Source organism: Cohnella sp. GCM10020058 (assembly GCF_042683485.1).
Taxonomy (GTDB): domain Bacteria; phylum Bacillota; class Bacilli; order Paenibacillales; family Paenibacillaceae; genus Cohnella.
In genome coordinates this window covers 861,578-887,977 of sequence record NZ_JBHUJV010000009.1, presented here as the reverse complement: position 1 = coordinate 887,977, position 26,400 = coordinate 861,578, and the positions used below count along the sequence as shown (strand labels likewise).

At 61.4% G+C, this 26,400-nt stretch carries 24 protein-coding genes, 1 pseudogene and 2 riboswitches; of the genes and pseudogenes, 6 read left to right on the top strand and 19 right to left on the bottom strand.

The window, feature by feature from the left end; translation table 11 throughout:
• Positions 1-197: 197 nt before the first annotated feature.
• The 8 genes from ACFSR7_RS19185 to rpiB all read right to left on the bottom strand — a co-directional run bounded on the left by ACFSR7_RS19185 (position 198) and on the right by rpiB (position 7,126).
• Entirely contained in the window at positions 198-980 is a 783-nt protein-coding gene (locus tag ACFSR7_RS19185) for a DUF4247 domain-containing protein (protein ID WP_378164651.1), read from the bottom strand.
• The gene (locus tag ACFSR7_RS19180; protein ID WP_378164303.1) at positions 977-1,492 is read right to left on the bottom strand and encodes a DUF4178 domain-containing protein; all 516 of its coding nucleotides are present in this window, start codon (positions 1,490-1,492) and stop codon (positions 977-979) included. Before ACFSR7_RS19180 ends, ACFSR7_RS19185 begins: the two co-directional genes overlap by 4 nt.
• 24 nt (positions 1,493-1,516) lie before the next feature.
• Positions 1,517-1,921, bottom strand: a complete 405-nt coding sequence (locus ACFSR7_RS19175; protein ID WP_378164301.1) for a DUF350 domain-containing protein — start codon at positions 1,919-1,921, stop codon at positions 1,517-1,519.
• A 168-nt stretch (positions 1,922-2,089) separates the two neighbouring features.
• On the bottom strand, positions 2,090-2,758 hold the full coding sequence (locus tag ACFSR7_RS19170; RefSeq protein WP_378164299.1) for a PspA/IM30 family protein: 669 nt from the start codon (positions 2,756-2,758) through the stop codon (positions 2,090-2,092).
• 166 nt (positions 2,759-2,924) lie between these two features.
• A complete protein-coding gene (locus ACFSR7_RS19165; protein WP_378164649.1) occupies positions 2,925-3,998 on the bottom strand; it encodes a KamA family radical SAM protein in 1,074 nt (357 codons plus the stop codon).
• 163 nt (positions 3,999-4,161) lie between these two features.
• Positions 4,162-4,307, bottom strand: a riboswitch (cyclic di-AMP (ydaO/yuaA leader).
• Positions 4,308-4,414: 107 nt separating this feature from the next.
• A complete protein-coding gene (locus tag ACFSR7_RS19160) occupies positions 4,415-5,665 on the bottom strand; it encodes a serine hydroxymethyltransferase (RefSeq protein ID WP_378164297.1) in 1,251 nt (416 codons plus the stop codon).
• Between the two features lie 385 nt (positions 5,666-6,050).
• Positions 6,051-6,644, bottom strand: a complete 594-nt coding sequence (locus ACFSR7_RS19155; protein WP_378164295.1) for a TIGR01440 family protein — start codon at positions 6,642-6,644, stop codon at positions 6,051-6,053.
• Between the two features lie 23 nt (positions 6,645-6,667).
• Positions 6,668-7,126, bottom strand: a complete 459-nt coding sequence (rpiB, locus tag ACFSR7_RS19150) for a ribose 5-phosphate isomerase B (RefSeq protein ID WP_378118507.1) — start codon at positions 7,124-7,126, stop codon at positions 6,668-6,670.
• An 89-nt stretch (positions 7,127-7,215) separates the two neighbouring features.
• A riboswitch (ZMP/ZTP riboswitch) is annotated at positions 7,216-7,297 on the bottom strand.
• Positions 7,298-7,399: 102 nt separating this feature from the next.
• Here rpiB and ACFSR7_RS19145 point away from each other — a divergent pair.
• Both ACFSR7_RS19145 and ACFSR7_RS19140 read left to right on the top strand, forming a co-directional pair.
• Positions 7,400-8,014 (top strand): SLOG family protein, encoded by a 615-nt coding sequence (locus tag ACFSR7_RS19145; protein WP_378164293.1) that lies wholly within the window; start codon positions 7,400-7,402, stop codon positions 8,012-8,014.
• A 137-nt stretch (positions 8,015-8,151) separates the two neighbouring features.
• Positions 8,152-9,051: an Rpn family recombination-promoting nuclease/putative transposase gene (locus ACFSR7_RS19140; RefSeq protein WP_378164291.1), complete on the top strand. Its 900-nt coding sequence runs from the start codon at positions 8,152-8,154 to the stop codon at positions 9,049-9,051.
• Positions 9,052-9,129: 78 nt separating this feature from the next.
• Here the strand turns inward: ACFSR7_RS19140 and ACFSR7_RS19135 are convergent, their stop codons facing one another.
• From ACFSR7_RS19135 to ACFSR7_RS19110, 6 genes are all read right to left on the bottom strand, one after another.
• Positions 9,130-9,711, bottom strand: coding sequence for a low molecular weight protein arginine phosphatase (locus ACFSR7_RS19135; protein ID WP_378164289.1), 582 nt, complete (start codon positions 9,709-9,711; stop codon positions 9,130-9,132).
• A 56-nt stretch (positions 9,712-9,767) separates the two neighbouring features.
• Positions 9,768-10,328, bottom strand: coding sequence for a manganese efflux pump MntP (locus tag ACFSR7_RS19130; RefSeq protein WP_378164647.1), 561 nt, complete (start codon positions 10,326-10,328; stop codon positions 9,768-9,770).
• Between the two features lie 232 nt (positions 10,329-10,560).
• Positions 10,561-11,709 carry an L-threonylcarbamoyladenylate synthase gene (locus ACFSR7_RS19125; protein ID WP_378164287.1) on the bottom strand — a complete coding sequence of 383 codons (1,149 nt, stop codon included), beginning with the start codon at positions 11,707-11,709 and terminating at the stop codon, positions 10,561-10,563.
• Positions 11,710-11,776: 67 nt separating this feature from the next.
• Entirely contained in the window at positions 11,777-12,505 is a 729-nt protein-coding gene (gene spoIIR / locus ACFSR7_RS19120; RefSeq protein WP_378164285.1) for a stage II sporulation protein R, read from the bottom strand.
• A gap of 114 nt (positions 12,506-12,619) precedes the next feature.
• Positions 12,620-13,564 carry a peptide chain release factor N(5)-glutamine methyltransferase gene (gene prmC, locus ACFSR7_RS19115; RefSeq protein WP_378164283.1) on the bottom strand — a complete coding sequence of 315 codons (945 nt, stop codon included), beginning with the start codon at positions 13,562-13,564 and terminating at the stop codon, positions 12,620-12,622.
• Positions 13,565-13,804: 240 nt separating this feature from the next.
• Positions 13,805-15,193 (bottom strand): MFS transporter, encoded by a 1,389-nt coding sequence (locus tag ACFSR7_RS19110; RefSeq protein ID WP_378164281.1) that lies wholly within the window; start codon positions 15,191-15,193, stop codon positions 13,805-13,807.
• Between the two features lie 151 nt (positions 15,194-15,344).
• Between ACFSR7_RS19110 and ACFSR7_RS19105 the strand changes: the two genes are divergently transcribed.
• Positions 15,345-16,214 (top strand): helix-turn-helix transcriptional regulator, encoded by an 870-nt coding sequence (locus ACFSR7_RS19105; protein WP_378164279.1) that lies wholly within the window; start codon positions 15,345-15,347, stop codon positions 16,212-16,214.
• 173 nt (positions 16,215-16,387) lie between these two features.
• Here the strand turns inward: ACFSR7_RS19105 and prfA are convergent, their stop codons facing one another.
• A complete protein-coding gene (gene prfA / locus ACFSR7_RS19100; RefSeq protein WP_378118485.1) occupies positions 16,388-17,470 on the bottom strand; it encodes a peptide chain release factor 1 in 1,083 nt (360 codons plus the stop codon).
• 77 nt (positions 17,471-17,547) lie between these two features.
• Positions 17,548-18,432, bottom strand: a complete 885-nt coding sequence (locus ACFSR7_RS19095; RefSeq protein ID WP_378164278.1) for a DMT family transporter — start codon at positions 18,430-18,432, stop codon at positions 17,548-17,550.
• A 126-nt stretch (positions 18,433-18,558) separates the two neighbouring features.
• On the opposite strand from ACFSR7_RS19095, the pseudogene ACFSR7_RS19090 reads away from it, so the two are divergent.
• The 3 genes and pseudogenes from ACFSR7_RS19090 to ACFSR7_RS19080 all read left to right on the top strand — a co-directional run.
• A pseudogene (locus ACFSR7_RS19090) lies at positions 18,559-19,395 on the top strand (LysR family transcriptional regulator); the annotation flags it as partial.
• A 269-nt stretch (positions 19,396-19,664) separates the two neighbouring features.
• The gene (locus ACFSR7_RS19085) at positions 19,665-20,648 is read left to right on the top strand and encodes a helix-turn-helix transcriptional regulator (RefSeq protein WP_378164276.1); all 984 of its coding nucleotides are present in this window, start codon (positions 19,665-19,667) and stop codon (positions 20,646-20,648) included.
• A gap of 78 nt (positions 20,649-20,726) precedes the next feature.
• Positions 20,727-21,230: a DinB family protein gene (locus ACFSR7_RS19080; protein ID WP_378164274.1), complete on the top strand. Its 504-nt coding sequence runs from the start codon at positions 20,727-20,729 to the stop codon at positions 21,228-21,230.
• Between the two features lie 595 nt (positions 21,231-21,825).
• Here ACFSR7_RS19080 and ACFSR7_RS19075 read toward each other — a convergent pair.
• The 3 genes from ACFSR7_RS19075 to ACFSR7_RS19065 form a co-directional block, all read right to left on the bottom strand.
• Positions 21,826-23,622 (bottom strand): ABC transporter ATP-binding protein, encoded by a 1,797-nt coding sequence (locus tag ACFSR7_RS19075; RefSeq protein ID WP_378164272.1) that lies wholly within the window; start codon positions 23,620-23,622, stop codon positions 21,826-21,828.
• Between the two features lie 457 nt (positions 23,623-24,079).
• Positions 24,080-24,922 carry a stalk domain-containing protein gene (locus ACFSR7_RS19070; RefSeq protein ID WP_378164271.1) on the bottom strand — a complete coding sequence of 281 codons (843 nt, stop codon included), beginning with the start codon at positions 24,920-24,922 and terminating at the stop codon, positions 24,080-24,082.
• A 182-nt stretch (positions 24,923-25,104) separates the two neighbouring features.
• A complete protein-coding gene (locus tag ACFSR7_RS19065; protein ID WP_378164270.1) occupies positions 25,105-26,349 on the bottom strand; it encodes an MFS transporter in 1,245 nt (414 codons plus the stop codon).
• Positions 26,350-26,400: the final 51 nt, after the last annotated feature.

Here is a 26,400-nt window from a genome sequence, read left to right as displayed (position 1 = left end):
CCTCCGGATCTCCCTGCCGGTACAACGGATCGGCCTTAAACTTTTCCAGGTTAAACAAGTCTGAACCCATCGCCTCTCTGCTCCTTTTTTCACCTAACAAAAAAGCCGCCCGCCTCCCTCATCCGAAGATAAGGAATGCAAGCGGCGCGTGCTTCACGCCAATATGGTTTTTGGTTAAATTCCCGTTTCTGTTATCGTCATCGTCGCCTCGATATGCGCCCCGAGCCACCGAAGCTTGTTCGCGGCTTCGTCGTCTTGCGCGGCTTGAAGCTGGAGCCGGACTTGCTGCCGGAGCCGCTCGTGCCGTCGCGGGTAATGCTGCCCGTCGTCGACTTTTTCTTGCCGAACAATCCGTCGGAGCCTACGCTGCCGCTGGAGCCGGACTTGTTGCCGCGCTTGAAGATCGAGCCCTTTTTGTCCACCGTGAGCGGCGGCGCGACCTTCTGATCGCTGACCGTCGGCGTGCGGTAGGTACCCGTGGTTGGCGGATACGACTTTTGGCTGCCGTAGCCGCGATAGTCGCCGTAGTAGCCGCCTCTCGACGAATCGAACAGATTGCCGATCAAGCTCGCGAGCAAGTAGCCTTCCAGGAAAGAAGGACTGTAGTTCTGCCGCACGTATTCTTTGGAGTCGACCTCGACCAGGCTGTCCTCCGGCTTGTTCGGATCCTTTTGCACGTGAATGACCTGATCCGAATAGACGAGGAACATATGCTCGGGATCGTCCTTGGACACCTGCTCAGGCTTCTTCTTGGCCTCGAGCGCCGTCGCGACCTCCTGTACCGTCTCCCCCGCCGCCCGATAGACATACGAGGTCTGGCTGCCGCTGCCGCTTACTGACTCGAGCGGATACGTCTCCTGGACGTTAAGGCTCGGCCCGCACGCGGACAGCAGCGTTACGACGAGGGCCAGCATGACGGTCAGGTGAATGGAGGAACGCAGCCGTCCGCGAGTGGAACGCCGGCGCGCCGGCCGGCTCATCGTCCGCTTCCTCTCAGCCACTCCACGTCTCCCGGCAGTACGCTTTCGCCTTCATACAGCATGAAGCGTCCGTCCTGCCATTCGATCCGCAGCAGCTTGCGCCCGTCCGATTGGAAACGCCATACGTAAAGATCGCCTCCTGCGGAGGTAAAAGGCGTGCTGCCCGCCTCGACGATCCGCGTGCTGTATTGGTCCTCCAAATGGTAATCGATACCGTCCAACTCGATATGCGCCGGCACTTCGTCCATCGAATCGAGACGCCCGTCAATCGTACTGAACAAGGAATACGACAGATCGAGCCGCTGTTCAATGTTCAGATAGCGGACGTCTGCGCCGTCCCGAAGCGTCAACCAGACTTCGTTGCGGGCTGTCGGCTTGGTACGCCCGGTCACCTGGTAAGTGACAAGCGACACCTCGCACACATCTCCGGGCCCCATCGTCAGCACGCTTCGCTCCTGCGGAAGCGGCTCGGCTTTTTTCAAAATATTTTTAACCCTTTTGAACAAGCTCATCTCTTGTCCTCCTCTCCCGCAGCCTTACAGGCACGAGCCGATGATCATCGCACCGACCAGATGCAGAGAGCCCGCGATCAGGCCATGCCCTACGACGCCGTCCCGCACGCCTTCGTCCAAACGCAAATCTCCGATGCGCCTGAACGCGAATTCGACGATCCACTCCAGCACGAAGAGGATGACGAACGAAATGAAGGAGACAAGCAGCGCCTCGCCCAGATCGTCGGACGTCGCGATCGAGCGGGACAGAATGTAACCTTGTGCGACGAGCTTCAGCACGAACCGGACGGTGACGGCCGTATTGCCCCGCTTCATCTCTTCCATATCCTTGTACTTGGTGAAATAAGCGTCGATGCCCATGAGAATGAACAGAAGCACCGCGCCCGCCGCCGTCCACAGCAGCGTGCCGACCACGTTTTCAATCGTCAATGTTAACGTCTCTCCTCCCGCGGATAAAACCGGGCGATATCCGCATGAACCTGCGGGAATAAGCTGCCCGAAGCGCCCCTTTTCGGACGCGCCATGAATGCTTAACTCATTTTAGCTTAGATGGGCGTTTGAAAAAAGGACCCCGCGGGGGAGTCCTCTTGGATCGCCTTAGCTCTCGTACTTCTTCATCAGGGCCGCCAGTTCGTCTTCGACGGCTTTGTCCTTGCCTAGCGTCGCGAACTCGTCGTCCAGCGACCTGCCTTTGGACTGGCTAAGTTCCTCTGTCGCCTCGGCGTGCGCTTCCATCTGCCGGACCTTCTCTTCCATCCGGCTGAGACCGGACATCGCCGTGTCGGTACCGAATCCAGCCATCGCCTTGTTGATGCCGGCTTGCGCCTTGGCCGCGTTGGCACGGGCGACCAGCGTCTCGCGCCGGTTCTTGAGGTCGGTGAATTGCTTGCGCATCTCATCGAGCTTCAGACGCAGATTGTCGGCGGCCTGCTTGTTCTGCTCGTAGCTGGCCTTGTACTCGGCAACCTTCGTCTCTGCCGCTTTCTTCTCCTCGAGCGCGCGGCGCGCAAGGTCGATATTTTTTGCCTGCGCGGCGATGTTCGCCTGCTCTTCGCGCTTGGCGACCAGAGCCGATTGCTCCTCGTACAGCTGCTTGAATCGCTTTTCGATCGCGATCTGGGCGGCGACCGCCTTTTCCGCATCCTCGAGATCCTCTGCCATATCGCGCAGATATTGATCGGTCATCTTGACCGGGTCTTCCGCCTTTTCGATCAGGGCATATACGTTAGACAGCGTGAGATCGCGCAATCGTTTGAAAATAGACATTTACACGAATCCTCCTCTTGTCCGCTTGTTCGCGGCTATGTATTCTAGTACGCGGATGCAGGCCGACCGTTTCAACATTTCCCCGCAGACGCCCAAGTATCCGTCAAAATAAATATACATCCGGCCTGCCTCGGAAGGCAAAGCCGGATGTATGATAAAAGACCGATTAATCTCCGATCTGATAAGGCCGCTTGACGTAAGAAGTGCGGAGCCCGTAATCCTCGGAGTCCGTCCAGTCGATCGTCAGCGACCCGATCTTCGATTCGCTGCCCGGCAGCTCGGTCAGCCACAACGCGTCGTCGGGGCAGTCTGCCGTGATGAACTTGCCTGCGTCGTCGTCGGGTGACGCGTGAAACTTCAGATAGGCCTTGCCGCCTTCGACGGCCAGCACTTCGACGAAGCCAGCGTCGTGGTTCACCGCAAGGCGCGCCCGCCGCCCGAGCCCCGCCGTCGTCAGCTTGGCTTCTTCGACCAGATGGTACGCCCTGGATAGCGGCACCGAGAATTCCCCGTTCTCCTCGCTCGGACGATCGACGAAAAAGTAATACGGCGTCACGCCGGCCAGCTCGAGGCGATCCAGCAGCTCACCCAGCAACTCCGGCGCGTCGTTGATTCCGCCAAGGATCGGCGTCCGGTTCACGATGACGGCTCCTGCGTCGCGGAGCGAGCGGAACGCACGAATCGCTTGATCCGTCATCTCCCGCGGATGATGAATGTGCGCCATCAGATAAAGCGGCTTGGAAGGCGTAGAAAATTCGCGGATAAGGCGCAGCAAGCCCAGGTCGTCCGATATGCGCATCGGCTCCATGACCGGCATGCGCGTGCTGAGCCTGATAATTCCGACGTGCGGGATGGCCCGCAAGCTTTGGATTAGATTCCGCAGCTTGAGCGTAGGAAGGCTGAAGCAGTCGCCGCCCGCCAGAATCACCTGGCGGATCTCCGGATGAGCCGCCACATATGCGAGCGCCGGCGACACGCCCTCTTCGGCCTCCGTCTCAGGAAGCATCAGGAAAGCGGACGTCCGGAACTTATGGCGATAGCCTTGTGCCAGATAGTCGGCTTCGTCGTCGGAGGCGCCCCAGATCCCTTGGCCGCCGGCCGCCGGCAAAGATGGAGACAGCAGCTTGCGGAGCGGATCGTCGGCGTCGCCCCAGTCGATGAGGCTATGATAATACGTATTCGTGTTCGTGCAGAAAGGAGCGGCAGCGTCTTGGTCCATGTTTCTGGCGAATTCCGGCATGGCCAACGTAAATTCCTCCTTCTCCCGGTCTAAAGTCGACACGCCTCGAAGGACAGAAAAGACCCTTCTGCAACAGGCGCGCGCAATACGCTTAGCCAGACAGAGGGGTCTTGTAGAGACGCCAAAAGACCCGGCGAGGGTCATTCAAGCTTCAATAAATTAGATGTGACCCATCCACTGCCTACGAGGTTAGCTGACGGACTCGGGTAAGATGGTACCCTATGAAGCCTGGAATAGCTTCAATTCGCCCCATAAAGACTTGGTTCCCCCGTTTCCCGGCCGATACCGGGAATTAAGCGTACACTTAGTTTATACCGAATGTCCCGAATCGTCAAACAAATGGCGCCCAATTCGGCCTCGAAAGGTCAAAATTGGGCGCCTGTACCTGTTTTTAGGATACGCTGGCGAGCCTGGTCTTAGTATTCAAGACCTTGATACAGCGGATATTGCGAGGCGAGCTCGCGTACCAGCTTGCGCGCTTCTTCAAGCTTGGTCTCGTCCTTGGCGTTCTTCAATGTGATGGCGATGGCCTGGCCGACCTTCTTCATCGCCGCGGCGTCCATCCCGCGCGAAGTAACGGCCGGCGTACCGATGCGGATGCCGCTCGTGATGAACGGGCTCGTCGGATCGAACGGAATCGCGTTCTTGTTGACGGTGATGCCCACGGAGTCGAGCAAGTGCTCGGCATCCTTGCCCGTAATGTTCAGGCTGCGGGTGTCCACGAGCATCAAGTGGTTGTCCGTGCCGCCGGAGACGAGGTTGATGCCCTCTGCGGTCAACGTCTCGGCAAGCGCCTTGGCGTTTGTCACGACGTTAGCCGCATAATCCTTGAAGGACGGCTGCAGCGCTTCGCCGAGCGCAACGGCTTTGGCTGCGATCGTGTGCATGAGCGGACCGCCCTGCGTGCCGGGGAATACCGCCTTGTCGATCGCCGCAGCCCACGGCTTGGTGCACAGGATCAGGCCGCCGCGCGGTCCGCGCAGCGTCTTGTGCGTCGTCGTCGTGACGAAGTGCGCGTGCGGCACCGGGCTCGGGTGCTGGCCGCCTGCCACGAGACCGGCGATATGCGCCATGTCGACCATGAACAGTGCGCCCACGTCGCGGGCGATCTGGCCGAGCACTTCAAAGTCGATGATGCGCGGATACGCGCTCGCGCCGGCGACGATCATGCGCGGACGGTGCTTGAACGCGGCTTTGCGGACTTCGTCGTAGTTGATCGTGAAGGTCTGCTCGTCGACGCCGTAAGCGACGAAGTTGTACAGCAAGCCGGAGGCGTTGACCGGGCTGCCGTGCGTCAGGTGGCCGCCGTGCGCGAGATTCATGCCGAGCACGGTGTCGCCCGGTTGCAGCGTCGCCAGGTAGACGGCGAGGTTGGCCTGCGCGCCGGAGTGCGGCTGCACGTTGGCATGATCGGCGCCGAACAGTTCCTTGGCGCGGTTGCGGGCGATCTCTTCGGGAATGTCGACGTACTCGCAGCCGCCGTAGAACCGCTTGCCCGGGTAGCCTTCGGCATATTTGTTGGTCAGAACGGTGCCCATCGCTTCAAGGACGGCTTCGCTAACGATGTTTTCGGATGCGATCAGCTCGAGGTTGTCGCGTTGGCGGCCGAGCTCGAGGTTAAGGGCTTTGACGATCTCGGGATCTTGCTTGCGCAGATTGGCGGTCATGGGTGGTCCTCCTTGGGGTTATGAGAAAGTTGAATTTAAAGCGATGACGAGAATAACTGCAATCATGCAATCATGTTGCTTTTTTCATTTATGTTGGCCGATGACGAGGAGATAACTGCATACATGCAGGTATTTCTCATCATTTGGTTGTTTTGTTTACAGCTAAAGCAATTTAACTGCAATCTGCAGCTATCCGGCTCATCTGGCCGCCATCCCGCTCCATAACCTGCATATTTGCAGTTATTTCCGTTCGGAACGGGACGAAATCGGCGCCAAAGTGCGCTGATAGCCGCCGCTTTACTCGGGGTTAATCGGGCAATTCGCCTCTTCCGCACGTACGAAGGCTGAACAAACCGGCGGCAGAAGCCGTTGCCAGCCTGGCGGCTCAGTCGCACGTTCCGGAAGGCGGCGCCTCCCGGCTCGGCTTCGCGTATACTGCGCGCTCGCCGCCGATCAGCTTCGGCCGCGCGTATGCCATCGTCACCCGCGCTTCTCCGATCCAGCGGCCGGATGGCCTTACCGGCACGGCGACCTGGCGCAGGTGCATGCCGATCAGCGTTTCGCCGATATCAAGGCCCGCATCGACGGCTACCGCCTCGACGAGGCAGGGATCCGCCAACTGACTGAAAGCGTAGGCGGCCATGGAGCCGCCGGCCTTGGGCACGGGCACAGCCGATACGATCGTCCAGCCCCGGGCCATGGCCAAGCTTCGCTCGGTCACGAGCGCGCGGTTCAGATGCTCGCAGCATTGCCATACCGTCTCGAACCCCTGCCGCTCGCGGACGCGCCGCACGCCTTCGTAGATCTCCCGGGCGACGGCCGGCGCTCCGGACGTGCCGATGCGGCGTCCTTGCACCTCGCTCGTGCTGACGCCCAGCACGACGATCTGTCCGGCGCCCAGCGCAGCCGCTTCGGCCAGCTCGGCCAACGCTTGCTCGACTTGTCCCGATACGGGCAATGCTTGGTTACGGTCAGTCATTCGCTATGCGCCTCCGCTTCCGTTCAAGGGTGGAGTGCCTGCTGCTCTTCAAGGGCCTTGACCTTGTTCAGACGCCCGACATGGCGAGGCCCTTCGGAGAAGGGCGTGTCCAGCCAGACGCGCACGATCTCCTCGGCAACGCCCGGTCCGACAACGCGCTCGCCCATCGCCAGCACATTAGTGTCGTTGTGTTCGCGCGTGGCCTTGGCCGAGAACAAATCGTGCACGAGCGCGCAGCGGATGCCCGGCGTCTTGTTGGCCGCGATCGACATGCCGATCCCGGTGCCGCAGATCAGAATGCCCCTGTCCGCTTCCCCGCTGACGACCTTGCCGCATACGGGCACGGCATAATCCGGATAATCCACCGAATCCCCGCAATGGCATCCGAGATCGATAATCTGGTGACCCTGCGCTTCCAGGAAAGGGACGATGACGTCCTTGAGACGATAGCCCGCGTGGTCGGCGCCGATGGCGATGATCATGACTGTACCTACCTCCCTTGATTGTCAGTTGTATTATACCGAATTTGCCGAAAAAAGACGAAAAAGAGCACGCATGCTTAAAGCACGCTGCTCTCTGCCCAGGCGACCGGCCGACATTCCGGTGCTCCACTGTGGTTAACCCCACTTGTGTCGCCAGTTACACCGGAACTGCAACTTGTAGCTTCATCATAGCGAAGGAAAATGCCGAAGTCAATCGAAAATAGACTATAATCATCCTTATCAAGGCTTACGACGGTTCAGTAAGGAGCTCGCATGAACAATCTGCTGATTACCGGATACCGCGCGCACGAGCTCGGCATTTTCGGACAAAAACACAAGGGTATTCCTTTTATACGCAAAGCAATCGAGTCCAAGCTGATCCCGTTAATCGAAGAAGGTCTCGAATGGGTCATCACGCCCGGCCAATACGGCGTCGATCTGTGGGCTTGCGAATCGGTCATCGCGCTGAAAAAGGAGTATCCGCAGCTGCGGCTGTCGATCCTGACGGCCTTCGAGGGCCAGGAGGAAAAGTGGAGCGAGGACAAGCAGGAATATTACCGCGGCATCCTGAAGGATGTGGACTATTACGGCGCCGTGAGCAAGCAGCCTTACAACGGCCCCTGGCAATTCGCCGCGCGCGACGATCTGCTTCTCCGCAAAACGGAAGGCATCATTCTCGTATACGACGAGGAAGCCGGGGATGCCAGCCCGAAGTTTATGAAGGAAAAGGCGCTGCGCAAAAACCGCGAAGACGGTTACCTCTATTTATCCGTCAGCTCGGAGGACATTCAGAGTGCCGCAAACGAGGAGCAGTACGAAATGGCGGACGGGATGGCCGAAGCGGAGAATTACGGGGACAGGAGTCCGGACTGGAACGAAGAGATTTGATGGGGACCGGGCGTTGCAACTTGACCGATCGCCTGATAAACTGATGTCACGAATACGGTCGCAAAGCATGCGTCGCACGCTCTCCAAGGAGAGTTTGCGGCGCTTTTTGTTTGCCCCGGGGGAGCGTGAGATCCGAGATGGCACCGCATGACGAAGCCTTCAAGAAGCTGCTGCAAGCTTTTTTCGCCGAATTCATGTCCTTGTTTTTTCCCGAGCTTTATCGTTTGATCGACTTTGCGCATACTCGCTTTCTCATGCAGGAACTGCTGGTGGATGTCGTTGGAGGCGAGAAACGTACGGTAGATCTGCTGGTCGAGGTTCGCCTGCGAGACGGCAATGCGTTTATTCTTATTCATCTGGAGCCTCAGTCTTATGCGCAGGCGGATTTCGGAGAGCGAATGTTCCTCTACTTCGCCAGGTTGCTGGAGCGTCACCGCAAGACCTATAAGGTAATTCTCCCTGTAGCCGTGTTCACCGGAAGCCGCACACGAGACGAACCTGGCGGATATGCCATGCGCTTTGAGGAGGAGAGCATCGTGGAGTTCCGCTACCGCAAGCTGGAGCTGGCCCGCCTGGATTGGCGGCGCTTCGCCAAGTCGGATAACCCTGTAGCCGCTGCGCTGTTATCGCGGATGGGTTATAATGAAAAGGATAGACGCGAGCTTCGCCTGGCTTACCTCAAAATGCTGGCGAGGCTGCATCCGAAGCTGGACGACGCCAAGCTGGCGCTCGTCATGTCGATTGCGGATCTCTACTACCGGCCCGAGCCCGAAGAGGATCGGTCCATATTGCGCGAGCTGCAGGCTCGCGACCCGGAGGAGGCCGAACGCGTAATGGAATTGATGCCCGCATGGAAGCGTTGGGGTTACGAGGAAGGCTTGGAGGAAGGTCTGGAAAAGGGAAAAGAAAAAGGCATAGAAGCCGGCCGCGCCGAGAGCGTGCGCAAGCTGCTGGCCAAAGGCTTTACGCCCGGACAGATCGCCGACCTGCTCGATCTGCAGCAGGAAGAGATCGCCAAGCTGCGGGATTCGCATTAAGAATAGCGCCGCCCGCTCCCCTGACAAGAAGCAGACGGCGCTTTGCCGTTCGGTATGGACGCATAATTTTAAAAGGATTCAATTCGAAGCGGGCCGCCCGCCAAAAGCCCGGTCGATCGCCTCGCGAATCTGCCGCGCGCAAGCCTCGTATACCGCAAGCGGACCGCCGTACGGATCCGCGATGTCAAGATCGGGCGCGCGCCGCGACAGCTCGGTCAGACGCCGCCTATCCTGTTCGGGGAACGGCTTGCCGAGCGCCAGCGCCATCTGAAATTCCGCATGAAGGCGATCCATCTCCTGCAGGTCGGGCAGCAGCGCTTCGCTCTGACGCGCGTATTCCTTTAAAGTATAGGTCTTGGAAGCGGCGTGCGGATACCGTTCCGCGATCGCGCGCTTGTGAGAAGCGGTCATCGTCAGGATAAGTTCCGCCCACTCCACGTCTCCCCGGTCAAGCCTCGTCGAAGAACCGGGAAGTGCGACATTGCTGCGCCTTAGCGTCTCCGCCGCATTCGCGGAGATCGGCATGCCCGATTGGGCGGCCACGCCGGCGGACCGTACTTCCATCTCCGTGCCCGTCCGTCTTGCCCAATCTCGCAGCAGGGCTTCGGCCATCGGACTCCGGCATGTATTCCCGGTGCACACCATCAATATACGCCGCATCATCCTAGCCTCCTCGTTCGGACGGACCGTCGCACCGTCACTTTATAGTGAACTAGTTATATCAGAAACAGCAGGCCGAATGCAAACAAAATGACCCCGCCGAACGCTTCTCCGTAGCCGCCCAGCGACTGGCTCACCCGCGTCCCGAGCAGCAGCCCCAGCACGCTCATGGCGCCGCCCACGAATCCGAACATGAGCACCGTGAACATCATATGCGCCGAGAACATCCCCAGGGAGACGCCGACCGAAAAAGCATCGATGCTCACGCTGAGCGCAAAAACGAGCATCCCCCAAAACGTCCGATGGTTGAACGACGAGACCGACTCTCCGCGAATCGCGCTGTACACCATATGCCCGCCGAGAAGGATCAGAAGCGCGCCCGCCGCCGACGTGGCGACGCCGCCCAGCAGTCCGCTCACATAGTGACCGGTCAGCATCCCGCCAAGCGGCATCAGGATGTGAAACAATGCGATCAAGGCGCTCAACTTGAGCACGTCCAGCTTCCGGATGCCCTTAAGCCCGATTCCGATGCCGAGCGAGAAGGCATCCATCCCGAGCGCGACCGCCATAATGCCGATCGTAATCAAATGCCCTGCCGCCGCAGACCATTCCATGATTTAGCCCCCTTGTCCAGCTAACCCGATATAGGGAGTATATGCGGACAAGACGGGGAACATGACCCGACGAAGGCAGATGAACCGGTTTGCGCCAGAAGAAGAGCAGAAGCGTGTCGAAGCTGCGAGCCGGGGGACGATGATAAGCAGAGCAGCTGGGCTATACGCGAGAACCGGCAGGCTCGTATCTAGCGACGAGCCTGAAAGCCTTCATGGCGTCCTTGGGCAGCGCCGGTCAGACCGGCAGCGTGCGGCCGCCAGCCGCCTTGCGCATGCGGTTCATGAGCGCGGCCCCGATGCCTTCCTCCGGGAAGGCTTCGGCCGCGATGAACCGCAGACCGCGCGCGTCGCACTCGCGCAGCGCCGCGTACAGCGCCTGCGCGGCGGCCGCCGGCGCAGCGCGCTGGCCCAGCGCGATGACGGCGTCCGCGCTGTAAAACGCTGCGTGCTCGTCGCAGCACAGCACGCCGGCAGGCTCGCCCCGCCGCCGCGCCGCGTCGACGGCGGCTTGAACCGCGGCGCGCACGGCCTCCGGCGCGCCCGAGGCGATTGCCATTGCGCCCTGCGGGGCGTAATGGGCGTACTTCACGCCGGGCGAGCGCGGCGCGCCCGCAGCACCCACAGCCGCCCCATCGGCGCCGGCGGCATCGATCGCCCTCGCGGCGTCCGCGGAACCGGCGGCTGCATCGACCTCGCTCCCGCCGGCCGCAGCCTCCGCCTCCGCGCCCGAGACCACGATGCGCGCCGCGCCGCCCGCGGCCTCGCGCAGTTGCTCGGCCGTCACGCCGCCCGGCCGCAGAATATGCACGTCGCCGCCGAGCACGCGGACGACGGTCGACTCCACGCCGACGCCGGTCGGGCCGCCGTCGAGCACGCCGTCGATGCGCCCGTCGAGATCGTCGCGCACATGGCTCGCGAGCGTCGGGCTCGGTCGGCCCGAGCGGTTCGCGCTGGGCGCCGCGACCGGGCAGCCGGCGGCCGCGATCAGCCGCCGCGCGATCTCGTGCGCCGGCACGCGCACGGCGACCGTGTCGAGCCCCGCGGTGACGCGGGCCGCTATGGTCCCGGGACGCACGGGCAGTACCAGCGTGAGCGGCCCCGGCCAGAAGGCGGCCATGAGCGTCCGCTCCAGCGGCGACGCCTCTGCGGCCAGCGCATCCACGTCCGCCGCATCCGCCAGATGCACGATCAACGGATTGTCGGAAGGCCTCCCCTTGGCCGCGAAGATCCGTTCCGCTGCGGCTTCGCTGCGCGCGTCCGCCCCGAGCCCGTACACCGTCTCGGTCGGAAACGCCACGACGCCGCCTGCGGCAAGCGCCGCGGCGGCTTCGTTCAAGCCGGCATCCCCGTCGGCCGGCGTCCAATATTTCGTTTTCGTATGCATGTCCGTCCCTCGCGTTCCTTCAAGTTAGGACGATTATATCACAGCGTTCGGGAGAACAACGATCCGTTCAGGAGAACAACGATGCGATAAAGCTGAACAGCTTCTCGAGCAGCACGATCAGGAAGAACTCGGCCTTCGGCTTCTCAGCAGGCACTGCCGCGGCGATGACGCCGTCCTCTTGCGCTGCGTTTGCGGACGCTTTTTTAACCTTTGCAGCATTGTCTTGATCGCCCTTTTGCACGGCTGCCGTCTGCTTGGAAGACTGCTTCGCGTCCGACGCGGCAGGTTCTTCCGCCTTGGCCGACGCGGCCAGGCACAGCGGCGGGAACAGCACGCACCACCAGTTGGCGCCGCCGCCCTTGCCGAGCGTAATCCGGAGCGCCTCGTACTGTCCCGCCGGATACGTTTTTCCCTCGAACGTTTTCGCCGGAAAATCCACGACCGCAAGCTCCGTTTTTTCGCCGTAACCGGCCTTGGAGCCCTTCAGCGACTTGTCGGCCGCCGCCTCGACATCCGACAGCCGCGAGCGGATAAGCGCACGCGCTTCTTCGATCGTACCCGGCATTTCGCCCCAAGCTTCAATTAACGCGGAGACGTCGTCGCGTACTTTGCGTTTGATCGCCTGATCGCGATCGCTGTCCGAATTGGCGATGATCCGGATGCGGATCGCCTGGTTCGGTATTGTATCGTCGCCTTCGGCGTCCGCCGAGGCGCGGTTCACTGCCAACGTGGAAAAGCCCGACAAACCGATAAGAAGAAGAAAAAGAAAAGGACCATAATGACGAAGACCACGCATCGTTCTCGCTCCTTGTGCGCACCCGTCGGTGCGGCCGATGCGTTCCGGAACGGCTTAGTCCTCATTATGTCCTTCTCTCAAATCTGTAAACCTAGCAATCTATATTTTGTTATTTTAGAAACGAAGCGCGAGCACGTGACGGTCGATGCCGGCGTAATCGCGTACGATGCGGATCTCGTCCCACTCGGCCGCCTCGCGAAGAAGCGACGACGCTTGCTCCGCTTGGTGGATGCCGACCTCCCAGGCGACCATCGCCGGCAGTTCCGCCAGCCCACTCAGCTGCTCCGCCATCCGGCGGTAAGGCGCCAGCCCGTCCGGCCCTCCGTCCAGCGCAAGATGCGGTTCGTGCTCCCGCACTTCTGCCTGCAGGCCGGACAGGTCCGAAGAAGGGATGTATGGCGGATTGGAAACGAGGATATCGATCCGCTCGCCCGCATGCGCGCCTCCTGCCAGAAACGGCGCCAGCAGATCGCCCTGCACGAAGCGAACGTTCGCGCCGAGCGCGGCCGCGTTGCCTGCCGCCACTTCAAGCGCTTCCGGCGACAGATCGCTGGCGGTCACCTGCCAGCCGGGCTGCTCCAGCTTCAGCGTGACCGCCAGCGCGCCGCTGCCCGTGCCGACGTCCAGCAAGCGCAGCTCTGTTTCCGGCGCATTGACCGGCGCTGTCTCCGCCTGCCCTTCGCCTCGTGCCGCCTTGCGCGCCACTGCGATCTGGGCCGCGCCTTCGAGCACCGCTTCGGCCAGCAGCTCCGTCTCGGGCCTCGGAATCAGTACCGCAGACGTCACGGCAAATCGCCGTCCGTAAAAATATTGCTCGCCGGTCACGTATTGCGCCGGCTCTCCTGCAGCCCTTCGCGCCAGCATCGTCTCCCACGCCTGCCGCTTCGCCTCCGGAAACGGCTCCCGCAGATCCCGCAGCAGCTCGCCCTTTCCGATCCCGAGCGCGTGCAAGATCAGAAGCTCCGCCCCCGCTTCTGCCTCAGTATTCTCGATACCGGCTTCCGCCAACTGCCGGGCACCGGCCTTCCACACTTCGCCGTACGTTCTTCCTCTTTCCATGCCGTCCTCCCTTTGCCGAAAATACCGCGATTCCGGTCTTCGATATACCGCCATGGTACCACATGCCGCTGTATTGGACGAGAATGGCGTCAGTTTGTGCTTATTTTGCTCGGAAAGAAATTACAAGGTTTTTCCGTGCAACGCCGCTCCCCGGCGGACGGGGCAGACAACTTGCCCGCAGCAGCGGCGCCGACTGCCGTTATTCGTTCCCTAACGCCAAGCGCCGCCCCGCAAGCACGCCTATCGCCGACGCTCCCGCCCGATCCCCGACCAAGCCAGGATCGCACCCGCCGCCAGGACGAGCCCAAGCGCGACAAAACCTTGTCGGACGCCCGCTTCCATCGACTCGGCATGCCGCAGGAAGGCGCCCGTCAGCACGACACCTAGCGTCGCGCCAAGCTGGCGCGAGGCATTCAGGGCGCCGGAAGCCGCCCCCGTCCACTCGTGCGGCGAAGCGGCCATCACGGCGGCCATCAAGGACGGGATGGCTAAAGAAGTGCCGAACCCCACGAGCAGCAAGCCGCTAACATCATAAGCGTAGCCGTGATCTCTCGTCGCAGCCGCCAGGGTCATTACGCCGGCCGCGCATAAGCCGAAGCCGAAGGTCATAGGCAGTCTCGCGCCGACGCGGCCGACGATTCGCCCCGTCAATATCGGGTTAAACGCCAGCGGGATCGTCATCGGCAGCATCGCCAGGCCCGCCGCATGCGCCTCGTCCCCCCGTGCCTGCTGGAAATAGAGCGGCAGCGCGAACAGCACACCGGACAGACCGATATTGACGAGCAGTCCCGACAGCATGCCTGCAGCTACTGTTGGCACCGCAAACAGGCGAAGCGGAAGAAGCGGCGCCTTGCCGCGGGACTCCGCAATCGCAAAGCCAGCGGACGCGAGCGCAAACAGGCCGAATGCCCCCACCACGATAGGCGACGTCCATCCGCGAGCCGGCCCTTCGGTCAGCGCGTAGGCAAGCGAAGCGATCGCCGCGATACAGGTCGCTTGTCCGGCCGGATCAAGGCCGCGCCGCACTCGGCCTGCATCGGTGCCCGCAAGGCGGCCGACCGCGACCAGACTGACGGCGGCGAGCGGTACGTTGATCAGGAAGATGCTCCTCCAGCCCAAGCCGTCAGCGAGCAAGCCCCCGGCGACGGGACCGACTGCCATGGCGGCCCCCGTCGTCGCCGCCCAGATGCCAAGCGCCCTCGCCCTGGCGGCCGGCTGCGGATACGACTTTGCCAGCAACGCTAGGGAAGCGGGCAGCAAGGCCGCCCCGCCGACGCCCAGCATGGCACGAAACCCGATAAGCGCGCCCAGCGAAGGCGAAGCGGCACACAACGCGGATGAAGCGAGAAACACGGCCAGTCCGGCCGAGTAGACTCGCTTCGCGCCAAGCCGGTCCGCCAGTGCGCCCATGGACATCAGCAGCCCCGCGAAAACGATCGTGTAGGCGTTGACCACCCATTGCAAGCCGGATAAACCTCCGCCAAGATCGGCTCGGATCGCGGGCAGCGCCACGCCGAGCGCCGTCGTGTCCATCAGCACCATAAAGTAGCCGAGCGACAGGCCGAGCAGCAGCGCGGCGCGACCTTGCCTGGTTTCGCGCCATACGCTTGTTCGAGCGACATTTTCCATTTGTATTCCTCCCGTTTCCCGGACGGCGTCGGTCGCCATCCGCATCCAGGTCAGTTTATAATGGTGCTGACGCATGCGTAAGCGGACGGTTTATCCCGGGAGCGGCGCTCCCCGGATAACGCGCCTCTCGGAAAAGGAAGTGAAGCAAGTCATGGAACCTGCAAACGGCAAGCGACAGCAGGAGCTCGCGCTGTTTTTGAAGACTCGGCGAGCCAGACTGACACCGGAGCAGGTAGGATTGCCTGGCGGCGGCAGGCGTCGGACGCCCGGTCTGCGGCGCGAGGAAGTGGCCATGCTGGCAGGTGTCAGCGCGGATTGGTACAAGTGGCTGGAGCAAGCGCGCGATATCCAGGCATCCGCTCAGGTGCTGGACAGCATCGCGGCAGCCCTGCAGCTTGATGCAACCGAGCGCAGGCATCTGTATCTGCTCGCGCTGCGGCAGCTTCCGGCCGACCCCCAGCCCAACGATGGGGTCGTGCCGCGGACGCTGCGGCGATTTCTCGAGCTGCAGGCGCCCAGTCCGGCCATCGCGACCGATCAGCGGATGGACGTGGTGGCCTGGAATCGGCCAGCCGGCCTGATTTACGGCGACTACGGGGCGATGCCGCAGCGGGAGCGCAATACCGTGTGGCGGACCTTTACATCGTCCTACGTACGCGAACTGCTTCGCGAAGGCTGGGAGCCGCATGCGCGCCATCGGCTGGCCCAGTTCCGGGCAGGGTACGCCAGATATGCCGGCGATCCTTGGTGGCTGGCGATGATCGAAGAGCTCGCCCGCGTGAGCGCCGAATTCCGCGAATGGTGGCCGACGCACGACGTGCTGATCGGGCCGGAGGGCACAAAGCGCAACTACCATCCGACTGCCGGACTGCTCGTCTTCGAGCAAGCCGCCTTCACCGTGTCGAATGCGCCTCATTTGACGGTTATCGTCAATATGCCCTCGCCCGAAGGCGACACGGCAGCCAGGCTTGAACGCCTGTCGAACGATCCGCGCCCCGCACAAGCCGAACTCGCCGATTAAGCCAAAGCTCCCCAAACAAAAGAGCTCCTGCGCGGTTTAATCGCAAGAGCTCTTTTTTGCCAATTCCAGCTTCTTCAGCAAACTACAGCTCCACCCAAGTCAACGTGAGCTCCACGACGCCAAAAAAAAGCAGACATCCGCCCTCATATAGGCTAGCTGTCTGCTCGTTCATTTCAATGGCTCTGTGCCATGCCTTCCTTCTCCAACAGCTCTGCCTGCTCCGCGATCGACAGCGCGTGAACGATGTCGTTCATCTCGCCGTTCAGCACGGAATCGAGCTTGTGCAGCGTCAGGCCGATGCGGTGGTCGGTAACGCGGCTCTGCGGGAAATTGTACGTGCGGATGCGCTCGCTGCGGTCGCCCGTGCCGACCTTCTCGCGACGTTCGCCCGCGTACTTGGCAGTCTCTTCCTGGATCTTGATGTCCATGATCCGGGTACGGAGCACCTGCAGCGCCTTCGCCTTGTTGTCGTTCTGGGACTTGCCGTCCTGACAGGTGGCGATGATGCCGGTTGGAATATGCGTCACGCGAACCGCGGACTTGGTCGTATTGACCGACTGGCCGCCCGCGCCGCTCGAGCAGAACGTGTCCACCCGGATGTCTTTGTCCAGAATCTCGATGTCCAGCTCTTCAGCCTCCGGCATGACGACGACGGTCGAGGTCGACGTATGAATCCGGCCGCCGGACTCGGTCTCGGGTACGCGCTGCACGCGGTGGGCGCCGCTCTCGAACTTCATCTTGCTGTAGGCGCCCTGTCCGTTGATGGTAAAAATGACTTCTTTGAAGCCGCCGAGATCGCTCACGCTCGCTTCAAGCAGCTCCGTGCGCCAGCCCTGGCTGTCGGCGTACTTGGCGTACATCCGGTAAAGCTCCGCGGCGAACAAGTTCGCCTCTTCGCCGCCGGCCGCGCCGCGGATCTCGACGATCACATTCTTGTCGTCGTTGGGATCCTTGGGCAGCAGCAGGACGCGCACCAGTTCCTCCAGTTCCTCTTTGCGGGCGGCGAGCTCCTCGATTTCCATTTTGACCATGGATTTCATCTCGTCGTCCAGCTTTTCTTCGAGCATCGCCTTGGCATCGGTCAGCTGCTCCGACACTTGCTTATATTCCACGTAAGCCTGAAAGGGCTCTTGCAGGTCCGATTGTTCCTTCGCATAGGCGCGCAGACGGGCCGAATCGTTCATCACGTCCGGGTCGCACAATAACTCGCTCAGCTTCTCGTATCGGTCCGCCAGTGCCTGCAAACGATCCAGCACTTCAACCAACCTCCGGTAATTTTAATCGTAGTCTCTCCATTATATCATACCGATGCAAGTACCGACGCGTTATAGCCTTAAGCCCGCTCGGCCGTCACCGGGACGCTCCGGGACGCCGTGCCGCGCCAGTTGACAAGGAAGATGCCCGCGCAGATCATCGCGCCTCCTGCCGCCACGTAAGCATGGAGAGGCTCGCCGAGCAGTATCGCTCCGCCGATGACGCCGAAGAACGGCGCGAGGAACAGGAAAGCGTTGGTTTTTGCCGGATCGCCCCGCTGAAGCAAGAAAGACCAGCCCGAAAACTGCAGGATCGAATTAATGAGCACGAGCCAGACGAGCGAGAAATAAAAGCCGCCGCCGAATGCAATGCGGGGATGCTCGAACAACGTACTCATGAGGCCAAGCACGATGCCGCCGAACAGCATCTGATAGCCGCTCAGCACCCAAGTGTCGAACGCCTGCCCCCATCGTTTGATCAGCAGCGATGAGGCCGCGAAGCAGCAGGCGCCGAGCAGCGAGATCAGCGTGCCGGGATTCATCGATAGATGCGCGCCCATCGTGCAGAAGACGCCGGCGAAGCCCAGCGCCACGCCCGCCCACTGCAGGATCCTGTATCTGGCCTTCATAAATAGCGCGCCGAACAAAATGACGAGCAGCGGATTCACAAAGATCAGAATCGCCGACTCGCCGGAGGTGATCCACCGCATGCTGTAATAGCTGCAGCCCATGACGCCGGCGGAGCCCAGCGTGCCGATCAGCGCGATGCGCAGCCAGGAGGAAACGTCCTTCGGCTTGGGGCGACGCGCGGTAAATGCCGCCATGAGCAGGCCGGCAATTACGAATCGCACGCTCATCAGCAGGAATGGCGGCGCATAGTCGATGCCGATCCGTCCGACCGGAAAGGCAAGCCCCATCGTTAACGTGGTGACGAGTATCAGCACAGCGTAGGCTTTAGGATTCATCGGGTATTCTCTCCTTCGGGAATTCGTTTGATAAAAATGATTGTATTCTTCGTTCGCGTTCAAATAAAATAGAAATAAATCATAGTCGCCATCATAATAAGTGATATCCAAAAAGGGGATGACGAAATGGAGAGCGGGGACTTGCGCGTATTTCGGGCGGTGGCGCTAGAGGGAACGGTGACGGCCGCCGCTGCCAAACTCGGGTATGTGCAATCGAACGTAACCGCGCGCATCCGCCAGTTGGAGACCGATCTGGGCAAGCCGTTGTTCCATCGCCACAACCGTGGAATGACGTTGACGGCCGACGGCAAGCTGCTGATGGAATACGCAGGACGGATCGTCGGCCTGTTGGACGAGGCGGCCAAAGCCATATCATCGCTGGAAGGACCGCTCGGGCCGCTCGCGATCGCCTCCACGCAGAGCTGCGCGGCCGTGCGGCTGCCGGCGCTGCTTGCGGGCTATCACCGCCTGTATCCCGACGTCGAGCTGTCGCTCTCGACGGGACATTCGGCTTCCGTGCTGGAAAAGGTGCTGCGGTATGAAGCGGACGGCGGATTTCTGGCGGGACCGTGGCCGGAGGACGAGATTAGTGCGGTGCCCGCGTACGACGAAGAGATCGTCCTGGTGTCCGCCGCGGACGATAAGGAGACGGACGGCCTTGCAGGCGCCCCGATGCTCGTGTTTACGGACGGCTGCTACTACCGATCCGTGCTGGAGCGCTGGACCAAGGAGCGCGCCTGGTCGCAGCCCCGGATCATGGAATTCGGCACGCTGGAGGCAATTATCGGCGGCGTATCCGCCGGGCTCGGCATTTCGCTGCTTCCGCTTAGCGTCGTCGCCAAGGCCGCGGCGGAGGGCGCGCTGCGCGTGCATCCGCTGCCGGAGCCGTACAACCGGATACGGACATACTTCGTCATGCGCAGGGATGCTTACGTGAGCCGGCCGTTGGCATTGTTTCTGGAGGAGTTGGCCGGCGCGCGGGAAGGTGCCGGGGCTATTCGGACCGTTGAGGACGGAAGTCGTGATGGTGCTGCCGTTCGTTCGGAGGACAAGGATGAGAGCAGTCGGAATAACGCAGGCGGTTTGTTGGATGCAGGCAGTTATGATCTGGCTACAGGAAGGACATCCGACGCGGAAGCGGACCGCGGCTTGATGCAGGATACCGGGCAATCGACCGACCCGGGGCAAGTTAAATCTTCCCGCCGCGGAGGGCGCAAAGGAGAGATTATCGCATGAAGCTGGACCGGTTGCTGGCCATCACGATGCTGATGCTAGGCAGACGGCGGATCGGCGCCAAGGAGCTTGCCGATCGGTTTGAAGTATCGCTCCGGACCGTTTACCGCGATATGGAGACGCTCTGTCAGGCGGGCATCCCCATCGTGTCGTATGCGGGCGAAGGCGGCGGCTACGAGATTATGGAGCGTTACCGGCTGGAGCGGCAGTTCCTCACGCTCGAGGAGCTGCAGGCGATGGTCATCGCGCTGAAGGGCATCAGGCCGACGCTGGAGGAACGGGAGATCGGCAGGCTGCTGGACAAAGTCGGTGCGATGCTGTCGGGGACGGAGCATGACCGCCTGTCGGACGCTTCGGAGCAAATGGTCATCGACATTAATCCCTGGAGCGGCGGCACGCAGGACAAGGCGAAGGTCGCCCTGCTCCGGGAGGCGATCCGCGACCGGCATATCGTGCGATTCGCCTACACGGATATGGCCGGAGAGCGCTCGGAGCGCCGCTGCGAGCCGGTACGCCTCGTACTCAAGGGCCTGGTATGGTATGTATACGGTTATTGTTTGATCAGGGAGGACTTCCGGTTGTTTCGGCTGTCGCGCTTAAGAGATCTCGCAAGGACGGACGAGACCTTCGAGCGCCGGGAAGAGCCGGAATCGCGGCCGCTCACATGGAGCAGCATGTCGCGGGGGGAGTGCGCTCGCGTCAAGGACATCGTCGTTCGATTCGCGCCGGTCGCGCGGACGCGGGCGGAGGATTACTTCGGATCGCTCGACGGCACGCAGAGCATGGAGGATCTGCCCGACGGCTCGCTGCTCGTGCGCGCGACGCAGCCGGATGAGCCTTGGCTGCACCTGTGGCTGCTCGGATTCGGTACGAGCGCTTACGTCGTTTCGCCTCCTGAATTGGCCGCCGCCGTCCGCGAGCGCGCCGAGGAAGTGCTGCAGCTCTACCCGGTCGCTGACACGCTGTTGTCAGGAGTACGGTGATAAGCTGGTTGGGCAAGGTACGGAGCGGCCGTCTTTACGGACAGGCGGCGGCCGATGAATCCTGAGAGGATGATCGTCATGTTTACGAGTATCGAGAGCTTTATTCAAGAGTGGGAAAGCGTATCCGCCGGCACGCGCCAGCTGCTGGAGGAGCTGACCGATGCGTCGCTGTCCCAGAGCGTGGGCGATGGCTTCCGAACGCTTGGGCGGCTCGCCTGGCACTTGACCTGCAGTCCGCAGGAAATGCTGGTGCGCACGGGACTCTCGCTGCCGGTGCCTGGCGACGAGCATGTCGTGCCTGCGTCGGCAGCGGAGATCGCGGCCGCATACGCGCGGACCGCGCGCGAGGTCGCCGAGGCCGTAAGCGGGCAGTGGACGGACGCGAATCTGGCGGAGTCGAGCGACATGTACGGCGAGCAATGGCCGAACGGCCTGACGCTGCGCGTCGTGATCCAGCACGAGGTGCATCACCGCGGTCAGATGACCGTGCTGATGCGGCAGGCGGGCCTGCGCGTGCCAGGTCTGTACGGACCTTCGCGCGAGGAGTGGAGCGACATCGGCATGGAGCCGCCGGTTGTCTAAGAGGGTGCCGAGATAGCCGGGTTTTCCGGCTATCTCCTCCCGCGAACCGCGGATCCGCGAGCGTAACTCTGTTGCAGATAAGCGCATTTGGGCATTAACGCCACCTTCGAGGCGCTCGGGGCGGTGTCGATAAGCGCATTTGGACACTAACGCCACCTTCGAGGCGCTCGGGACGGTGTCGATAAGCGCATTTGGGCACTAACGCCACCTTCGAGGCGCTCGGGACGGTGTCGATAAGCGCATTTGGACACTAACGCCACCTTCGAGGCGCTCGGGACGGTGTCGATAAGCGCATTTGGGCATTAACGCCACCTTCGAGGCGCTCGGGATGGTGTCGATAAGCGCATTTGGACACTAACGCCACCTTCGAGGCGCTCGGGACGGTGTCGATAAGCGCATTTGGGCATTAACGCCACCTTCGAGGCGCTCGGGACGGTGTCGATAAGCGCATTGGGGCACTAATTCGCCTGTAATGTCACTTTCCTCGCAAAAAAGCTTTCCGCCCCCAACCCGTCACCTGCATCAGCCGACTCTTCGCGATCCCTTCTCTCCCTGGCTCATTCTTCATTTCCGTTCCTCTGTACCGACTTAAAAACTACTCCCCGGCGCCCGCCGGCGTCTCCGCGAATTGCGTGCGGTACAGCTTGGCATAGAGGCCGTCCCTCGCCAGCAGCTCCTCATGGGCGCCCAACTCGACGATGCGTCCGCGGTCCATAACCGCGATGGCGTCGGCGGCACGGATGGTGGATAGCCGATGCGCGATGGCTACCGTCGTGCGGCCGGCCATCAGGCTGTCGAGCGCCTCCTGCACGTACGCCTCCGAACGGGAGTCCAAATGCGAGGTCGCTTCGTCGAGCACGAGAATGCGCGGATTTTTCAGAATCGCCCTCGCGATCGCGATCCGCTGGCGTTCGCCGCCCGAGAGCCGGTGGCCCCGCTCCCCCACCTTCGTGTCATATCCCTGCGGCAATCCCGCGATTACGTCGTGGATATAAGCCTGCCTGCAGGCAGATTCCATTTCCGCCTTCGTTGCGTCCTCTTTGGCAAACCGAAGGTTGTCTGCGATCGTGCCGTAAAATAAAAAGGGCTCCTGCGTCACGTAACCTACCTGCTCGCGCAGCGACGCAAGCGTCACGCCGCGAATATCCCGTCCGTCGATTCGCACGGAACCCCGCGTCGGATCGTACAGCCGGCCGACAAGTCCGGCCAGCGTCGTTTTGCCCGCGCCGCTCGGCCCCACCAACGCGAGCAATTGTCCCGGCCGAGCAGTAAGGTTGATCTCCTTCAGCACGGCCGCCCCACCCGACGCATACGCGAACGATACGCCGTCAAACTCGACCAGACCGCCTCCACGTTGAAGCGGCCGGGCATTCGGAGCGTCCGCGACCTCCGGCTCCAGATCGAGATATTCGAAGATGCGCTGAAAAATTCCCATCGCCGCAGACAAATCCAGATGCATGCCGAGCAGGCCGGACACCGGCTCGTACATACGACCGGTCAACGCGGCGAACGCGATGACCGAGCCGATGGACAAGCCGCCGTGAATCACGAGCCAGCCGCCGTACAAATAGACAATCGCCGTGGCCACAGGATTGGACACGCCCGCAGCCATCCCGTACCATCTGCCGATGAGGCCGAGCCGCAGCTCCATGCTTTTCACCGTGTCGTTCATCTCGCCGAACTTGCGGACCTGGGCCTCCTCCCGCCCGTAAATGCGGGTCAGCAGCGCCCCCGACACGCCGAACGTCTCCGAGAGGTGGGAAGACATCTCGCCGCGCAGCGTTTGCACGCGCAGCCGGAGGGACTTGCGCAATGCCCCGATTCGTCTGGCGGGCAACAGCAGCACCGGGATGACGACCATCGACACGAGCGCCAGCCGCCAATCGAGCCGAAGCAGGATGACGACGGTTGCAATTAAGGTGACTGCTTGCGTAATCGCATTGACGATCGTGCCCGTAATAGCGCCCTGCACGGCCTGCACGTCGCCCGAGATGCGCTGTACAATCTCGCCTGTCCGCGATCTCGTAAAGAACGACATTGACTGCCGCTGCAAATTGCGGAAGAGCCGGTCGTTCAGATCCCGCATGACGCTCTGCCCCACTTTGTTGTTCAGATGGGTCTGCCAGACGTTCAAGACGCCTTTGGCGAGCGGACTTGCTGCCATGAGGCCGGCGAACAGCAGCAGAAGGCCGGCGTCCTTTTGCGGAATCGCCTGGTCGACGAGCTCCTTGGTTGCGAGCGGAGCCGCCAGCCCTGCAAGGGTCGCCGCAAGAGAGAGTAGCAGGATAAACGTCAATTGGCTGACATACGGCCTGAACAACAGCAAGACCCGGGACAGCTTGACGTCCGACAGCTTTGCGCCTGCTTGATGATTTTCGCTTAGTCTTCGCATTTTCGCATAGCTTCTTTCCGATGATCCATAGTAGAAATCCGATAGCTCGATTATAACAAGATCGGCACGGCCTCACATCCGCCTGCTTAAGTGCCGATTCACGTGTTGTTCCTACGCCGGAAAAGCCTGCAAATATACATCTTATTTCTACGATGTCTATCCTTATTGGAAGAAAAGATGCATATGTGCAGGTATTTCACGACAACTGCCCGATTTCTGGCTTTCACTTTGCATTTACCTGCATATTTGCAGGCATTTCGTCAGTTACCGTTGGCCGGCAGAAAATACATGTAAAAATACAGGTTTTGGGGCACACAAGCGTCCGAAAAGCGCCGGCATGCCGAATGTACGCTTACCTCCACTCAAATCGCCGCCAAATCTAGCCAAATCTATAAAAAAAAACGGCCCCATCGGGACCGTTCCGGCTCAAACTATCGTGCGAAAGCTTTTGCTGAAATTATTGCGCGTCCGCCGGCAGCACGACGATCGTGTCCGCCGCGCTCTGCGGGGGAATGCTGCGCGTCGTCGCCGGGCCGTAGTACGCCTGCACCTTGTCGCCGACCTTGATATCCTCGGCCTTGACCGGTTCGCCCATCGACGTCACGATCAGCGTGTCCGCGCCGACGTTCAGCACCAGGTTGGAGATGGCGGCATCGCCCGTGCCCGAGCCGAGCTGAATCTGCCAGCCGCTATCAGTCTTATTGACGGCGCCGACTTTATCCTCCTTGATCGACCGTTCGCCGAGCACCGTGACCTTGGCCGCGTGCGATTGGGCCGGGAAGCTCAGCGCGACAATCGGGCCGTATTCGACAGAGACGCGCGAGCCCGCCTTGAGATCGGCAGCCGTCTTGGCCGCACCGGACTCGTCCACGATGACCGTATCCTTGTCCACCTTGGCAATGATCCAGTTAAAGGTTCCCGCGGCCCCCTTGCCCATGACGTTCAAGCTCGTCAGGCCGTTCGCTGTCTGCGCGTCCGTCACGACGCCCGTACTTACGATATAAGCGTCCACCGGCGCCTGCTCCTCCTTCTTCGGTGTCAGGTCGAACTGCTTGGCTTGCTGATTCCAGGTCAGCTCGTAGCCCAGGGCGCCTGCGGTATCGCGCAGCGGCACGTAAGCCTTGCCGTCGATATAGACCGGCTGGATTGAGCCGTAGGCGGCTCCGTTGACGGATACATGGATATCGCCGCGCAGGAGGCCACTGACCTTCTGGGTGAGGCCGGAGGCGCCGGCGACCGCGGAAGCGCCGAGAATGCCGGCGGCGGTCAGCAGAATTACGGATTTCTTTTTAAGATTCATGTGTGATGCTCCTCTCTAGGTTGCGTTGTCTTGATCCCAAGCCGCCCGATTGGCGGTGGCTCTAAAGGCAAGCCAGGTAAGTCTTGCACATTCCCCCAGACGAGCATTAGACATGAAAGGTTGCACAGAAGCGCAAACGGCCGTCTCCCGAATAGCAGGAAACGGCCGAACTTGGTGACGGATCAGTGTGCGCCGGCTTTGTCGACATGCAGCAAGTGGCGCCGATTCAGCATGATAACGATGACGGCCGCCAGAACGAAAGCGCCCCCGACGACAAACGGTACGTGCGGATTGTACCACTCGGCCAGCTTGCCGGCGAAATAAGGCGCGATCGCGCCGCCGATGAAGCGCAGGAAGCTGTACGCGGCGGACGCCGTCGAGCGCTCGACTGGCGCCGCATTCATGACCGCCGTCGTAATGAGCGTGTTGTTGTTGCCCAGCAGGGCACCTGCGAACACGATCGCCCCTACGACCACCCACTCGGTCGTCGTCCAGATGCCCATCGCGAACAGCACGAGACCGAACAGCGTCAGCATGGCGTACATCGACTTAAGCGTGCCGAACTTGCGCTGGAGCACCGGCGCCATAAATACGGACGTGACGGCAAGCAGAATGCCCCAGCCCAGGAAGATGTAACCGAGACCGTGCGCATCGTAGCCGAAATAGTGATCAAGAACGAGCGGCGCATATGCCAGCAAGGTGAAAAATCCGAAGTTGTACAAGCAGGCGCCGAGGCCGAATACGAGCAGCGAGCGGTGCTTCAGCGCGCGGAACGGATCGGCCAGCGATGCTTTGCGGCGAACGGCGGACGCTGCGTGCTTCTTCGCCTTCGGCATCGTGAACGCGAGAGACAAGAAGGCGATGACCATAAGCGTAGCGACGCCGAAGAACGGTCCCCGCCACGAGATGGAGCCGAGCTCGCCGCCGATCAGCGGGCCGACCGAGATGCCGAGGCCGATCGCGGCCTCGTATAGGATAATTGCGCGGGCGACGCTGCCCGTCGAGAGCGAGACGATCGCCGTCAGCGAGGTGGCGACGAACAGCGAGTTGCCGAGGCCCCAGCCGCCGCGCAGTCCGATAAGCGGCCAGATGCCGCTGGATGCGCCGCCTAGCGCAGCGAATATCGCAATGATGACGATACCGGTCAACAACGTCCCTTTCATGCCGAGACGGGATTGGATGACGCCGGTGATGAGCATCATGACGGCCATAACGGCATTATAGCTGGTGAAGAGCAAGGAGACTTCGCTTGGCGAGGCCTCCAGTTCCTTGGCGATGGCAGGCAGGATCGGGTCGACGAGTCCAATGCCCATAAACGCGATGACGCAGGCGAAGCCGACCGCCCATACGGCGCGCGGCTGCTTGAGCAAGCTCCCTTCCGGCGCTAACGGCAACTCGGCAGGGGAAGCCTTGGATGTGGATGACATATGAAGATTAGCTCCTTTGAATGATGAAGTGTGAATACTGCCCCGCCCATT

Coding starts and splice junctions, on each gene's coding strand:
- ACFSR7_RS19125 (WP_378164287.1), bottom strand. CDS start 11,709: ATGCATACGAAAACGAAATATTGGACGCCGGCCGACGGGGATGCCGGC.
- ACFSR7_RS19155 (WP_378164295.1), bottom strand. CDS start 6,644: ATGACTGACCGTAACCAAGCATTGCCCGTATCGGGACAAGTCGAGCAA.
- prmC (WP_378164283.1), bottom strand. CDS start 13,564: ATGGAAAGAGGAAGAACGTACGGCGAAGTGTGGAAGGCCGGTGCCCGG.
- ACFSR7_RS19145 (WP_378164293.1), top strand. CDS start 7,400: ATGAACAATCTGCTGATTACCGGATACCGCGCGCACGAGCTCGGCATT.
- ACFSR7_RS19170 (WP_378164299.1), bottom strand. CDS start 2,758: ATGTCTATTTTCAAACGATTGCGCGATCTCACGCTGTCTAACGTATAT.
- ACFSR7_RS19160 (WP_378164297.1), bottom strand. CDS start 5,665: ATGACCGCCAATCTGCGCAAGCAAGATCCCGAGATCGTCAAAGCCCTT.
- rpiB (WP_378118507.1), bottom strand. CDS start 7,126: ATGATCATCGCCATCGGCGCCGACCACGCGGGCTATCGTCTCAAGGAC.
- ACFSR7_RS19085 (WP_378164276.1), top strand. CDS start 19,665: ATGAAGCTGGACCGGTTGCTGGCCATCACGATGCTGATGCTAGGCAGA.
- ACFSR7_RS19140 (WP_378164291.1), top strand. CDS start 8,152: ATGGCACCGCATGACGAAGCCTTCAAGAAGCTGCTGCAAGCTTTTTTC.
- ACFSR7_RS19105 (WP_378164279.1), top strand. CDS start 15,345: ATGGAACCTGCAAACGGCAAGCGACAGCAGGAGCTCGCGCTGTTTTTG.
- ACFSR7_RS19075 (WP_378164272.1), bottom strand. CDS start 23,622: ATGCGAAGACTAAGCGAAAATCATCAAGCAGGCGCAAAGCTGTCGGAC.
- ACFSR7_RS19165 (WP_378164649.1), bottom strand. CDS start 3,998: ATGCCGGAATTCGCCAGAAACATGGACCAAGACGCTGCCGCTCCTTTC.
- spoIIR (WP_378164285.1), bottom strand. CDS start 12,505: ATGCGTGGTCTTCGTCATTATGGTCCTTTTCTTTTTCTTCTTCTTATC.
- ACFSR7_RS19080 (WP_378164274.1), top strand. CDS start 20,727: ATGTTTACGAGTATCGAGAGCTTTATTCAAGAGTGGGAAAGCGTATCC.
- ACFSR7_RS19065 (WP_378164270.1), bottom strand. CDS start 26,349: ATGTCATCCACATCCAAGGCTTCCCCTGCCGAGTTGCCGTTAGCGCCG.
- ACFSR7_RS19095 (WP_378164278.1), bottom strand. CDS start 18,432: ATGAATCCTAAAGCCTACGCTGTGCTGATACTCGTCACCACGTTAACG.
- ACFSR7_RS19070 (WP_378164271.1), bottom strand. CDS start 24,922: ATGAATCTTAAAAAGAAATCCGTAATTCTGCTGACCGCCGCCGGCATT.
- ACFSR7_RS19180 (WP_378164303.1), bottom strand. CDS start 1,492: ATGAGCTTGTTCAAAAGGGTTAAAAATATTTTGAAAAAAGCCGAGCCG.
- ACFSR7_RS19135 (WP_378164289.1), bottom strand. CDS start 9,711: ATGCGGCGTATATTGATGGTGTGCACCGGGAATACATGCCGGAGTCCG.
- ACFSR7_RS19185 (WP_378164651.1), bottom strand. CDS start 980: ATGAGCCGGCCGGCGCGCCGGCGTTCCACTCGCGGACGGCTGCGTTCC.
- ACFSR7_RS19110 (WP_378164281.1), bottom strand. CDS start 15,193: ATGGAAAATGTCGCTCGAACAAGCGTATGGCGCGAAACCAGGCAAGGT.